Here is a 15,626-nt window from a genome sequence, read left to right as displayed (position 1 = left end):
TTAATGATTATCATATCGTTCCTATCAGAATAATTAGACAAAGATTGTACCAATAAAAAATTAGCATGAAAAATTAAATCCATATTTTATTATGAAAATAGCAAAAACTGATTGATATTTAAAAGAAATTGGCAATCCATTTTTATTTAAGCAATACAATGAGCAGAGTTTTATTACTGATATACCCGTTATCTTTCAAGTTGCCTCTTTGTTGGCTGCACTCACTCACCCCAGTCACAGAGTTATCTATGCTCCTGGGGATTCGCTCCCTTGCCGTCGCGATGCATCTTGAAATCCATAGGGTATAAACCTTTATTTACTGAATGAATACTGGATAGCCCTTTAATTTCAAAGTTAATAATATACTAAATTTAAAATCAATTAAAATTAATATGATATTTATCCCCCTTCTATAATAATGTAAATTTTTTTTGCCAAATAAAAAATAAAAACCCGAGTTGACATTGTATATTTTACGATCTATTTTCTGTTTAAATTTTAATGAAAATATTTTTATTTTTGGATAGTTTATGTAGTTTATTATTACTTTTATTATATATAAGAGTGATTTTTTAAAATACAATAAATCATCCGGTAATAAAAAGATGATGATAGGTGATAAATAACTTCAACTAATCTATTGATATTCCTAATTTTAGCTCAGTAATACATACCTTTAATTTTTTTAAATTAAAGAAATAGATACCCAATAGATTTCAAGTTGCAGCGCGGCGGCAAGTGAACGAATCCCCAGGAGCATAGATAACTATGTGACTGGGGTGAGTGAAAGCAGCCAACAAAGCAGCAACTTGAAGGATGAAGGGTATAAAACATATTCTTATAGGTGTTTCTTAAAATCAGCAAATATAACTAAATAATTTTTTGATTTAATTAGTATTAACTGGTTCTTCCTAAAATATCGTAATTAATTTAATACGATGTCGTTTTAGTTCACCCTAATAAAGAGATATTACAATGGGCTGGAATACATTTACTCACGCACCAGATAGTTATCACCTTGCTGTCGCACATATTCGTAACAACTTGCACCAGCAAGGTTTTGCTACTTTCAATGCCGCCGACCTTGACCTTTCTGACAGTGAAAAAATCGATCTTATCTCTCTTTGTGAATTATCGAAGTCACTGCCGTTAGATCGATTTGGTGAAGGGGGTCGGCACCGCAGTTATTGTGAAGGAGTGTGGGACTATGAAACAGAAGCTATTCATTGGAAAACAGGTTATCAGCAGCCCGACGGTCACATAGAGGTTGATTATCATCAGGGAAGTGAATATCAACCTGAATTTGGTGGTGTGGTACGCAAATTCCTACGCATGCCTGATGAAATACTTAATAAAGGGCTACTGAATAAACTCATTTGGCACGATTTGAGTCTAACCGGTATGAAGGAGCATTATTCCCGTTTGCTGTGTGGTGTGCATATGATAAGAATGCAAGCACTACCTGGTAAACCGGCAAAAATTACGCCTAACTGTTTTCATCGTGACGGTCAGCCATTCACCGCTGTACATTTGATTGAACGTTACAATGTCGAAGGCGGTACAACGCATATCGCGCCACCTTCTTATGCAAATTGCCAGCTTGAACAAGTACCTGCTCATGAGATAACTCGTTTTCTCCTCAATGATCCCCTTGATAGCTATATCATCGATGATGCAGCGATTTGTCATTACATCAATCCCGTCACTTGCGTTGAAAATGCCAGTGTTGGAGCCCGTACTATCATTCTGATTGATTTCACCCCACTAGAACAGAGCGACACGTGTCCCCCGTAGCGCTTTTGCCCTGAAAGTGGCCGACAACCCGGAGTGATAGTTTTTACAGCAATCACTAAGCTGCAAAAATCCTTTTATCTTAGGAAGAATTTTGTGAGTAATTATTCAAACACTTTATCGAATGTTCCATTCTTACTGCCAACGCCAGCTCAACGCCGGCTATGGCTTATTAGCCAAGGAAATATGGATTCAGCATTATATAACGTGCCATTTTCGCTACGTTTGCGTGGTACGTTAGATAGAGAAGCACTTGAACAAACTATTATTTTTATGATTGAGCGTCATCCGGTGTTGCGTTCACAATTTCATGTTCTCAATGGAGAATTGCAGATAGCATTAAATCCGCAGTGGCCTGAATTACGTATCAGTGATCTCAGCTATTATTCTCCGGAGGAACGCGAAACCCAAATACAGTCAATCCGTGATAACGAAGCCAGATATTGTTTTAATCTCAGTCGTGATTTGCCTTTTCGTTGTTTATTGCTTCGTCGGCAAGAGAACGATCATCAGTTGATATTTACTCTTCATCATATTGTATTTGATGATTGGTCTACCCACGTTTTTCTTAATGATTTTAGCCATGCCTATAACCAGTATAAAACCGGCCAACAGCCTAACTTGGCGACAATGACCTACCCACATGTCAGTTCTGTAACAGATATTCATATGAATAGCGCCCGCCAGAAACGCTTACGCGACTATTGGGGAAAACAACTGGCGGAATTGCCTGAACTACATAAATTACCTACAGATCGACCACGGCTATTGGAACAACGGGGACGTGGTGCGGTATATCAGAAATCACTTTCTTTACCTCTCGTTGGGCGTATTTCTAAAATCTGCCAACGTTATAGATTAACACCTTATATGGTGGCAATTTCCGCTTTTGCCGTATTGCTGAGTCGCTATTCACACGATAACGATATCGTTATTGGTAGTCCATTTGCGAATCGTCACAATGTTGATGAACATGTTCGCCTTGGCTTTTTTATCAATTTGTTACCACTGCGTTTTCGCTTTACCCCGGGAATAAGTTTCAGTGATCTATTAGTTCAAGCACGCGATGTATTGCTTGATGCATATGAAAATGCTGATTTGCCGTTTGATGAAATTGTCGATGTAGTACAGCCCCTGCGTTCTCTGAGTCATGCCCCTGTTTTTCAGATTATGTTTGATTATTTAAAGAGTCCGGGCCAAGCATTGCAACTGGATGGGTTAGAAACAGAAATACAATTTATCCATTCTGGTACGGCTAAATATGATTTAACGTTATCGATAGAGGAATCGCCGAATTCACTACTCTGTCTGGTTGAGTTTGATACCGATTTGTTTGATAACCTCACCATTACTCGCATGGTGAACCACTATGAGGAATTGTTGGATAGTTTGTTAAGTGAACCTGAACGTTCTGTCGCCAAATGTAGCATGTTGCCGCCAGAAGAGCTGGAGACACTGACTCGCTTCTCCCGACCGGCAGAACCGCTGCCTGTATTGGAATTTATTTCGGTAGCTGAGCGCATCAAGTCACAGGTGCGTAATCATCCAGATGCACGGGCTATTGTCTGGCGTGATCAACGTTTCACCTATGCACAACTGGACAGGTATGCGCAATGCCTGCTCGCGAAGATGCGCCAGTGTGGTGTTGAACCAGGTTGCCGGATTGCCGTATTTATGAGCTACCGGCCAGAAATTATTATCTCTTTTTACGCTATTCTCTCTGCCGGCGCAGTTTATGTGCCGTTATCCCCTTCTGATCCCTGCTTTGCCGATAAGATAAATGACGCACAGCCTGCACTGATCCTGACCAGTGAACAAGATGCGGTTAGTTTGCTTGATTTTCGTACCATCACACTGGAAATTGATGGGCTGTTTCGTCAACCCTCGCCGCTGGATGTGCAGCCAATTTGGCCGGTTCAAGAGAGTGATTCAGCCTATGTTATTTACACTTCTGGTTCAACGGGTAATCCGAAAGGGGTAGAGGTAAGCCACGGTAGTCTGCATGCATCGTACCATGCCTGGTGCTATGACTATCGTTTCACCCGACCCGGTGAGCCGGTATCGCTACAACTTGCGGCACCGATTTTCGATCTCAGTGTAGGGGATTTCAGTCGTACTCTAGGCTGTGGTGGATGCCTGGTTATGTGTCCGCGTGAGTGGTTGCTAGATGCGCCTGAAATGCACCGCTTGATGATAAGCGAAGGCGTAACCTTCGGTGATTTTCCTCCTGTAGTACTGCGTCAATTAATTCAGTTCTGCCAAGATAATGGGAAACGTCTGGATGGATTATCGACACTGGTGTGTGGAGCCGATGTCTGGTTCGGTCATGAGCTGCATGCAGCGCAAGCGCTTTGCCGCCCAGATGCGCGTATTCTTGGTTCTTACGGTGTAACTGAGGCCGCCATTGATAGCACTGTTTTTGATCCGGAAACACATCCATTGGAAGCCGGGCGAGTAATTCCATTGGGTAGGCCGCTGGCGAGCTGTGAGCTGTTTATTGTTGATGAACACCTGCAACAGGTGCCAATTGGTGTTAGTGGTGAATTGTTGATCGCTGGTGTTACTGTAGCAAAAGGATATCTCAACAATCCTCAACTCACAGCAGAGAAATTTATTACCGGCAAATTCGATAGCCAGGGCCGTTTTGTGGCAAACAATAGCGGTACACGATTCTATCGCACTTCAGACATTTGCTGTTTCCTGACTGACGGCACCATTGATTTCATGGGTCGCAGTGATCATCAGGTTAAAATTCGCGGTTTTCGCGTCGAATTAGGGGAAGTGGAAAGTGCATTACTGAAACACGCAGATGTGCACCAGTGTGCGGTTGTCGCCTGTAATGACAGTACTAATAATAAAGTGTTAGTCGCCTATGTTGTTTCATCGGCTGATAATGACAAGTTACGTGATTATTTGTCCCAGCGGCTACCCGGACATATGATGCCACGTGCTTTTGTGTTTCTCGATAAATTACCCACCACACCTAACGGAAAAGTTGATCGCAAGCGCTTACAGATTCCAGATTTTTCACTACCCGAAAATCAGGAATCGATGACAGAACCGGTTAACGCCCGTGAAGAACAATTGCTGGCATTATGGAGAGCAGCTTTAGGAGTTCAGGCCCTCGGTACTGAAGATAATTTCTTCTATTGTGGTGGCAATTCATTAATTGCTGCCAATCTGATTACGCAGATCAATAAGACATTTAATATTCAGCTTAAACTTTCCGCTATTTTCAATTATCCGACAATCGTCGGATTGGCCTCGTTACTGGATAATGTTGAAAAGAGCGGTGTCAAACAGAGTGTGACTGTGCAGCACATTGCGCAGGTTAGTGATTTACTATCATTCGGTCAGCGCAGTTTGTGGTTGATTGCGATGCAACGGCCAGATGATTGCAGTTACAACGTGCCTTTCACATTGCGTCTGCATGGTCATCTGCACTTTAGTGCGTTAATGCAGGCACTGAATGACATAGTGCAACGTCATGATGTATTACGTACCACATTCTCCAGTCAAGTCAGTAAAGTAAACGGGCCGGATGGAACATCTAACTTTGAACCCAGTTATCAGGTTGCATCTGAATTAACACTCCCCCTGCGCCAACAAAATATCTCCGGCGGTGAGTCTGCGCTGGCATTGAAGTTGCGGGAAGAAGTGATGGCAAGTTTCGATCTCGTCAATGGGCCACTCATCCGTGCGGTACTGTTTACGTTGTCCCCACAAGAACACGTGCTTTGTATTACTCTGCATCACATTATTTCCGACGGTCGCTCGCTGGCAATACTTTTTGATGAGTTACGGCACTGCTATCAGGCACGTCTAGCCGGTAAGGCACCCATGCTACCCGTGTTGGAAGCAAACTATGGGCATTTCATTACCTGGCAGCGCACTCGACTGACTGATCCTGCGGTACAGCAACAGATTCATTTCTGGCGTCAACAATTGGCGGATGCGCCAGCTACTCTGACAATAAATGATATGACCGCACCCACTAACGAAGCGGCTGCAATAAGTTGCGTTATTCCCCACGTGTATGTTGAAGGTGTAGAGAAACTGGCTCGTGAACAGAACTGTACACCATTTATGGTCTGGTTAAGTTTGTTTGCGCTTCTGTTGCGTCAGCAAAGTGGCGAGCCGGATCTTATCGTCGGAACGCCCGTGTCGCTGCGCACCATACCTGCATGGGATGCGTTGATTGGCTACTTTGCTAATACTTTACCAGTACGTATCAATAGTCGTGAGTTGCAAACTTTTCAGCAACTACTGATGTATACACGGCAAGTTAGTCTCAACATTCTTGAAAATCGTGATTTACCGTTCGATTATTTGGTACAGACCCTTAATTTGCCTCGTACAGCGGATAAAAATCCTATTTTCCAAACTATTTTTTCCTGTGAATTGGATCAGCCAACCGGTGCAACGTTGGGGGAGATGAAAGTTTCAGACGTCGAGTTGGGGGATTATCGCGCCAAAATTGATTTGGAACTGGCTATTAACCGCGTAAATGGTCAGGTTTACGCTCACTTTATGGCAATGCCGGGGGTGTTATCTGCCGTCACTCTGGAACGGATGAGTGAACATTTGCTGGCTATGTTGCCACAACTCATTGAAAAACCAGCTACCGCCTTAGCTGATTTGTTGACGATGAATTCTGGCAGTATTGTCCAACCAGAACTCGCTGTTGATAAGCCACAGGGGCTGTTTCCGCTGTTTCAGCAGAGCCTGTCCCGACATGGCGAACATGTGGCGCTGGAAAATGATGAATTGAGTCTGAGTTATCAGCAGCTTGATACATTGACGGCATATGTGGCTCAGCAACTACAACAAGCAGGTATAGGCCGTGGCGATCGAGTTGGCATTCTGATGGGGCACCATCCACATAATGTCACGGCAATGCTGGCAATTAACCGGATTGGTGCGGTGTTTGTACCACTGGCTCCTGATAACGCCGAACCAGCAAATCGGTATATGATTGATAACGCGGAAATAAAAGCGATATTGTGCCGAAATGAAACAGCACCTTTGTGCCCGCGTCTTGGTCTGGTAGCAATTAATATCGATGAGTTAGATATAGCCAACGCCCCCTATATGGCTATAGCGACGATCTGTCAGCCGGATGACTGCGCTTACGTTATTTACACTTCGGGATCGACGGGTAAACCGAAAGGCGTTGCAGTCTCCCACCGCAGCGTCTGCCACAACATTCTGGCAATCCGCGATGAACTGAAACTTGAACCTTCTTCTCGCATAGCACAGTACTCTTCGCCCGTATTTGATGTGATGTTGGGAGAAATTTTTCCAGCACTTGCAGCAGGTGCTTGCGTGGTCTTCGGTAAGAAACAGCAACTGTTACCAGGCAGTGAATTGACAAAGTGGCTGACACACAAACAGATTACTCACATGTGGATTGTACCTTCCGCGTTAGCGATAGTGCCGTTAGTACCGTTACCTCATCTTCAGGTACTTATCGTAACGGGTGAGCCTTGTATGCCTGAAGTTGCCCAGCGCTGGTCTATAGGGCGCCGGCTGATGAATGGGTACGGCCCTACTGAATGTGCAATTGTAGTATCCCTTACTGATTATCATGCCGCAGGACAAAATCTGGTGCTGCGTCCAATGGGGGATGTTCGCTTCTATCTGCTTGATGAACAGAGAAAGCCCGTGACACTGGGGGAAATGGGTGAACTTTATTTAGCTGGAACCTGTGTTGCACAGGGCTATCTAGGCCTGGATGAAAAAACCGCTGAAGTATTTTTACCCGATAGCTTTGCACCACAATTAAAAGCTCGCATGTATCGTACTGGCGATATTGTGCGCCAACGCATGGATGGTGCACTGGAGTTTGTGGGTCGGGTTGACCGTCAAGTAAAAATCCGCGGTCATCGAATTGAACTGAATGCTGTACGGGCCGCCCTAAGTGCATTACCGGGTGTACGTCAAGCTGAGGCGCTGGCGATCACCGATAGCCAAGGGAATAAAGAGCTGGCGGGATACATTGTCGGCGAAATCAATCGTAGTGAGATCCTGAACGGATTACGCCAGCAGGTGAGTGAAGTGATGGTACCAACGGCGCTGTTCTTTCTTGATGCGCTGCCTATTGGTATTACAGGAAAAGTCGATTTAAAAGCATTGGCCGAAATGAAACTGACACGTGCCGGCCAGCATCAATCTTCTCCTTTGCCAACCAAAGTTGTGTCATCACTTAGTCGCGTTGAGGCTATCTGGCGTGAACTGCTGGAGAGAGATGAGATCGATTATGACGAGAACTTTTTTGATGCTGGTGGTCATTCACTACGAGTTATGGCGCTATTCCAGCAATTAAATGAAGAGTTTGGCGGGGACTTGTCTGTAACCGATATCTTCGCTCATCCCACCATTCGACAACAGGCGCAACTGCTGGACACGTTGTCGCAGCAAAAAACACCCGTTGCAGTTGCAGTCACACCGCCGATAGTCACTAAAGAGACAGCAACATCAACACCGGATATTTCGACTCTGGATAGCAATGCTATTGCGATTATCGGTATGACTGGCCGCTTTCCACAAGCACCGGATCTCGACACTTTTTGGCAGCAACTGTTGGCAGGTTATGATGCCAGTGTGACGTTGTCTGATGAGGAATTGCTACAACGTGGTGTCGATCCCGCGCTGTTAAATCACCCGCAGTTTGTCCGACGCGCACGTTTACTGGAGGGTTGTGCGGAGTTTGATGCACGTTTCTTTGGTTATTCACCACGTGAAGCACAGGTGATGGACCCGCAACAGCGGTTGTTTCTTGAAATGGCCTGGGAAACATTGGAATTATCTGGTTATGGCAATGATAGTACACCGCGTTCAGTGGGAGTCTTTGGTAGCAGCGGCTTCAACTATTACCTGCTGGAAAACGTCATGCCAAATAAAGACCGGATGCATCTCGACCCCGGTCAGTGGCAAATAGGTAATGACAAGGATTTTATCGCGACACGTACTGCTTACAAGCTGAACCTTAGCGGACCTGCTGTCAGTATTGGCACCGCCTGTTCGTCATCACTAACTGCTATTCACTTTGCCTGCGAAAGTTTACGACGCAGTGAATGTGACATGGCGTTGGCTGGTGCTGTAGCACTGGACCCGCAACAGGTTGGCTTTGTCCATGTCAGTGGCGGAATTATGTCTCCAGATGGTCTTTGCCGGCCATTTGATGCGGCGGCCAACGGTACAGCCAGCGGCAGTGGCGGTGGGATGATATTACTAAAACGTCTGTCTGCTGCTTTGGAAGATGGCGATACTATCCAGGCGGTAATTAAAGGTTCTGCTGTCAATAATGATGGCGCACAAAAGGTTAGTTACACGGCACCAAGTATTGACGGCCAATCTTCAGTGATTAAAGATGCGCTGCGTAATGCCGGGGTATCACCCGCCAGCATCAGTTATATCGAAGCACATGGTACGGCGACCTCTCTAGGCGATCCGATAGAAGTACGGGCGCTGACTCAGGCTTTTCTGGAACAGTCTGATGGTGAGACATTGCCTGTAGGGAGTTGTGCAATAGGTTCTGTGAAAGGAAATATAGGGCATACTGATGCCGCCGCCGGTATCGCGGGTGTAATCAAAACCGTGTTGGCGCTGCGTCACCAGACTTTGCCACCCAGTATTCACTATCATCACCCCAATCCTGAAATCCACTTTGAACAGACGCCATTTTATGTGATCAATACAGCATACCCGTGGCCGCAAACAAGTAAGCCACGTCGTGCCGGCGTAAGTTCTTTCGGCATTGGTGGTACTAATGCCCACCTTATTCTGGAAGAGGCTCCACATCAGCAAGATATCCGTATATTCGCTGACCAACGCTGGCATCTGCTGCCAATTTCAGCGAAAACGCCGCAAGCCTTGCTTCAGCAAGGGGAACGTTTAGCGATAGCACTAACTACCAGTAATGAGCCACTGGCAGATATTGCCGGGACCTTGCAACAAGGACGCAGCGCCTTCAGTGAACGTGCTTTTGTTCTGGGAAAAGATCGGCAGCAACTAATTAATCAACTACACCAGCTGTCGCCGCAGACTGTTAATCGCAAACAACCGCATCGAGCCGTAATTTTTATGTTTCCTGGGCAAGGAAGTCAGTCTATTGAAATGGGTCAATCGCTCTATCTGCATGATGGCGTATTCCGCCAACAATTTGATCGCTGTGCCGAACTGCTACAACCACACATCAAACTGGATATCAGGCAATTAATTTATCCGCAATCGGAACGTGACAATGCGATTAGCCGGTTAAATGCTACACGTTATACCCAGCCTGCACTGTTCACTGTTGAGTATGCGCTGGCCCGTCAGCTACAAGCTTGGGGCATTACACCCCAGGCAATGATTGGTCATAGCCTCGGTGAACTGGTTGCTGCCTGTGTAGGGGGGATGTTAGAGCTGGAAGATGCACTGGCATTGGTAGCCAATCGTGCTGCAATCATGCAACGTCAGCCTACAGGGGCAATGCTGGCAGTACAAGCATCATCTGAACGCATGGCTTCGCTGGCACCAGAGTGTGAATTTGCAGCGATCAACGGACCTGAACAGTGCGTGATAACTGGCAGCCATGACAATATTTCGGTACTTGAAGAGCAGTGTAACAAGGCAGGTATTGCTTGCCGACGGTTAAGGACATCACATGCATTTCATAGTTCATTGATGGATGCTGCCGCACAGCAGATGCGGGAATTCAGCGCTGGCTTCACGCTACAATCCGATACTATTCCGGTGATATCCAATATCAGTGGCAGTTGGTTCAATGAACAGGATCGCAATAATTCTGGCTATTGGGGGGATCATCTGCGTCAGCCGGTACGCTTCTATGACGGTATTCTTACGTTGCTAAACCATTATGATCATCCAATCCTGCTTGAAGTGGGTCCGGGGAGTGCACTGACCAGCATGCTGAAAGATCTACAGCAGAAAGGCCAGGTTCAGATACTGACCACGATGCGCCATACTCGCCAGCAAAAACCGGATGAAGAGGTGCTGCTCAATACCATCGGGCAGTTGTGGCAGCAAGGCGTCGCCATCGATTGGGCTGCATTTGGTCATTCACACAAATTACATCGGGTTATTCTGCCAGTGTACCCCTTCCAACGCCAACATCTCTGGTTGGAACCCCCTGTTACTACATCAGATACCGTAATAAGTACACAGCGTGAAAAACTACCGGCTTTCACACAGTCATCAGATAGAGAGGGGGTCACACAATTTACTGGTAAGCTGGATGATCATATCTGGTTTATTGATGAACACCGCATCTTCGAAGGGCAAGGAGTATTACCGGGCACAGGTTGTCTGGAATTAGTGCGTCGTGCTTTTCACGAATTGCAATCCGGTGGCACAGCAACTTTCAGTGAGGTTTATTTCCCCTCACCGTTGGTACTATCGTCAGGTGTTGAGCGTCAGGTTCGCATCAGTTTGACCACCATTGATAGCGGCTTTGCTTTTACGCTGGAGTCTCACAGTGATAGTGATGACAGATGGCAACTCCACGCAAACGGCAATGTGACTGCCGTATGCCCTCCACCAGCAGAGATTGCTTCGCCTGATGAGTTATGTCGGAATTTGCAGCTTGAAGAAGTTACCGATGCGCCAGAGCGTTTCAATCAGGCATTTACTGACTATGGACCACGCTGGCAATGTGTTGCAGGTGTCTGGATGGGTGATCGCTGTGCATTGGCACAATTGCGGCTCAATCAGACATTTATCGATGATTTGCCTGATACTGCATTACATCCGGCTTTGCTTGACTTGAGCACAGCATTCTTACATGCCTGTCTGTTACCGGGTGATGCTTCAATACCGTTCCATTATGGTTCGCTGACGCTGCACCAACCATTATGCGCCGAATTTTACAGTCTGGCGGTTGAGACAGCACCACGAACCTATGACATCACATTATTTAGTTGGGATGAGAACCAAAATTGTAAGCAAGTACTGGTTGAAATCCACGGTTACCATTTACGGCAGTTCAACTCGTTACCTCTCCAGACAGCGCGCGAGTCGAATGTAGCCCAGTGGTGTCGTCACCCTCGATGGTTGCCGAAACCACTGGACGAAGCAAAGCAGAATCGTGCGCCGTGGCTGATTTTTGGCGCTCAAGCCGCTGAGCTGAGTGATTTATGGGAAGCAGCAGCACCCGGTAGTATTGTTGTTGAAGATGCAGATGAGTTTCAGCAACAGGGTACTTACCGCTTCAGTTTGCGTAAGGATCAGCTTGAAGATTATCAACAACTGATAGATTGTCTGATACAGCAACAACTGTTGCCAGAACGTATTATCTGGTGCTGGACTGCAGCAGTGGTTCCTCAACCAGAGGCTGCGTTTGAACAACTGGCGGCTGCGATTAAAGCGCTTACCGGTCATCACAGGGTTTTTGATATCACCCTAATTTCCCGTGGATTGCAGGCAGCCAGGGTACTGGAAGCCTGTCATGCCGCACCCGCGCTTGGTTTACTGGGAATCCTGGCGGCAGAGTATCCGGGATGTTCTGCTCGTCATATCGATCTGGATGACAACACCTTTGCTACACATCAATCACTAATTGCAGAACTGTACACGGATATACAACCGGACGAGGCAACCGAAGGAATGCCGGTTACCAGTATTATGCTTACACAGGGTAAGCGTGAATTGCAGACATTTGCTGAGCTTGATGAGATACCTCACCGGCAAATTCTGCGTGATGGCGGTGTTTACTTGATTACTGGTGGTCTGGGGGGTATCGGTCAGTTACTAGCGCGCTACATCAGCAATAAATGCAGTAAGGCTAAACTCGGTATTTTGAGCCGCCGGGAAACTCATCCGGCAAATGAAGCTTTCCTTGATGCATTACGGAAATCTGGTGCTGAAGTCATAATATTGCGCGCCGATGTCGCTGATGGTGTGGCATTAACCGAAGCACTGGCACAGATGCGGGCAAGATTTGGTGCTATCAACGGAGTGATTCATTCAGCAGGTATTGAAGCCAGTGGATTACTGGAGCATAGCACATCGCAGGATTGGCGGCATGTGATGGCGGCAAAGATAAGTGGTACACAGCAATTGATGACAGCAATTCGACAGGACTCTCTCGATTTTGTTCTGTTGTGCTCTTCACTTGCCTCATTGATAGGTGGAATTGGTCAAGCAGACTATGCGGCAGCTAACCGTTATCTTGATGCCGTAGCGCATTACTGGCGACAACAGGCTATACCAGTAACATCCGTTAACTGGGATACCTGGGCTGAAGTGGGGATGGCAGTGAATTATGCTGCACGCCGTAAAGAAAGTGTAATTGGTCTCAGTAATCAAGAGGGCTGCGCTATTTTCGATCTGGCTATTACCGGAATGGAAACACAGGTCGTTGTCAGTAAATTCACTCCAGTGCGACGCACCCAATCACGGAATTTATCGGCGATAGCTGATTCCGCCAGCCCAGAGGAAGCGGTTCGTCAATTGTGGTATGAGCTACTGGGTGAAGAAACGATTAATCTAGAAGATGATTTCTTCGAACTGGGTGGTCATTCACTGTTGGCAACGCAGATGATCTCCCGTTTGCGTGATCATTTCCAGCACTGTCTGACGCTAGCGGAGTTTCTCGAACAGCCGACCATGGCACGTGTTGTCCGTTCACTATCTGATGAGAAAAAGGCCCAGGCTCCTGAGAATGCCCATATCCGCTATTGCCTGGTGCCAATTAATCACGGTGGTAATGGTAATTATTCACCCTTCTTTTGTGTACCGGGTATGGGCGGCAATGTTACCCAATTTATGCCCCTGGCCGCAGCGTTACCACGAGAACTCCCATTTATCGGTATGCAGTATTTGGGGCTTGATGGAAAAACAGCGCCGCACCAATCGGTGGAAGAGATAGCAACACATTACATTGCCTGTTTGCGCTCGGTACAGAAGCAAGGGCCATATCATATTGGCGGTCATTCATTGGGTGGCAAAGTGGCTTATGAAATGGCGCGGCAGCTTCATGCTGAGGGAGAAAGCGTCGGTTCTCTAGTGCTACTCGACTCTGCCGCGCCACCCTATGCACCGGTTCCGTATCAGGAAGATGCTGATATTGCCAAAGTTATTCTAGGTATTTTTGCCTACTACACTGACCGGCTGGAAATGATCGACAGTTTGGATGACGACAAAATGCGGGCATTACCGCGTGAGGCGTTACTGAGCTATATCAAAGATCAGCTAAAACGTTTCTCGTTGATTCATGCACAAAATGATATGGGCTCAATTAACGGATTGTTCAATGTCTATCGGGCTGCGTCGGATATGTCACCGAAATACCGCCCAACACCACTACAGTTGCCAATTCCTATGCTGTTAGTAAAAGCGGTGGAACCACTACCGAAAGGGGTTGTTGTGCCGGAAATACGGGAGACCAATGCCTGGGGTTGGGAGAAGTTTTCCACCCTTCCCATTCATATCGCAGAAGTGCCGGGGAATCATTATAGCTGTCTGATGGAAGAGCACGTAGCACATGTATCGCAGGCAATAATCCATCACTTTCCGTCAATCATAAAAGGAGGACAGGTATGAGTGATTCTTTCTCAACGACTAGCCTTCCTGATACCCGGCAGCATAAACGCCGATTGGCAGTCATTCTAATGACATTGGCTGTGGATGCTTTGGGTATCGGGATTGTCCTTCCTGTTTTACCCAATCTGTTGCGGGAGATTGCTCCGCAACCACCAGAAGCGGGTGTGCCGTTAATCGGGTTATTTGTCTCACTATACGCTTTTGCACAGTTCCTTTTTGCCCCGTTGTTAGGGACGCTTAGCGACGCTTGGGGAAGGCGACCGGTATTGCTTTCAACACTGTTTGGCACAGCGCTGAGCTATACGCTGGTGGCGACTGCGCCATCGCTAGGATGGTTAGTGGCCGGTATATTTCTTTCCGGTTCCACCGCCGCCAGTACTTCCGCTGCATCGGCTTACGTAGCAGATGTTACACCAGAAGCACAGCGGGCCGCACGTTTCGGTCTGGTCAGTGGTGTTCTTGGCTTCGGCATGGTTGCCGGGCCCGCCTTCGGTGGGTTATTAGGCATGATTGCACCGCGTCTGCCGTTTGTGATTGCTGGATCACTGGCAGCAGTGAACGCTATTGCCGCTATGTTTGTTCTGAACGAAAGTCTCACCAAGGAGAACCGATGTTCGTTCGACTGGCGCCGTGCCAATCCTTTGGGTAGCTTGAAACTACTGGCGACGGATGGGGTACTGAGACGATTAGTTTATGCTTCAGCTCTTGGCATGGTGGCTTATGGTATTTTTCTGGCCTGTTTTGTCTTACTCAATGAGATGCGTTTGAACTGGGGACCACGTGAAAACGGTCTGGCACTTACCGGGCTTGGCGTCGGGATCATCATCACGCAAACTTGGTTGCTAAAAATATTCGTGGCGCGCTGTAACGAATACCGCACTGCAATCATCGGTTACGGATTCTATATGTTGGCGTTCATCGCTTATAGCCTGGCCGTATCTCCCCTTATTGTTGCCGGTGCAATTGCTTTGCATGCATTGGCGTTGATCAGCGATTCAACGCTGCGTGCTCTGATTTCATTGCGTGCAGGCAATGAGCGACAAGGGGAATATCTGGGCGCGCAGAACTGTATGTTAGGTCTGGCTATCACTGCCTCGCCGCTGTTGGGTGCGTTCTTGCTGCATTTTTCATCTCGTCAGGGACAATCACTCTATTTTCAAGGGGTTCCCTTTATCGCTGCTGTAGTTGTTTGCTTCTGCGCCATATTGATTTTGCTACGTGGCTCTCTGGCAAACATTAAGTTACGCAATTTGCATAAATAAAAAGATCACCAGCCTGTGAGGATTAAT

General features: G+C 46.8%; 3 protein-coding genes. All 3 read left to right on the top strand.

The genetic code is table 11. The annotated features are described in order from the left end of the window. Positions 1–975: 975 nt before the first annotated feature. On the top strand, positions 976–1,794 hold the full coding sequence (locus BDD30_RS17625) for a 2OG-Fe dioxygenase family protein (protein ID WP_015834809.1): 819 nt from the start codon (positions 976–978) through the stop codon (positions 1,792–1,794). A 93-nt stretch (positions 1,795–1,887) separates the two neighbouring features. Next, positions 1,888–14,337, top strand: a complete 12,450-nt coding sequence (locus BDD30_RS17620; RefSeq protein ID WP_231849137.1) for a hybrid non-ribosomal peptide synthetase/type I polyketide synthase — start codon at positions 1,888–1,890, stop codon at positions 14,335–14,337. After that, the gene (locus tag BDD30_RS17615; protein ID WP_015834811.1) at positions 14,334–15,599 is read left to right on the top strand and encodes a tetracycline resistance MFS efflux pump; all 1,266 of its coding nucleotides are present in this window, start codon (positions 14,334–14,336) and stop codon (positions 15,597–15,599) included. Before BDD30_RS17620 ends, BDD30_RS17615 begins: the two co-directional genes overlap by 4 nt. The last annotated feature ends 27 nt before the right edge of the window (positions 15,600–15,626 follow it).

The organism is Photorhabdus asymbiotica, assembly GCF_003634575.1.
Classification (GTDB): domain Bacteria; phylum Pseudomonadota; class Gammaproteobacteria; order Enterobacterales; family Enterobacteriaceae; genus Photorhabdus; species Photorhabdus asymbiotica.
The sequence above is the reverse complement of the archived record's forward strand: the minus strand, read 5'-3'. Positions and strand labels throughout refer to the sequence as shown.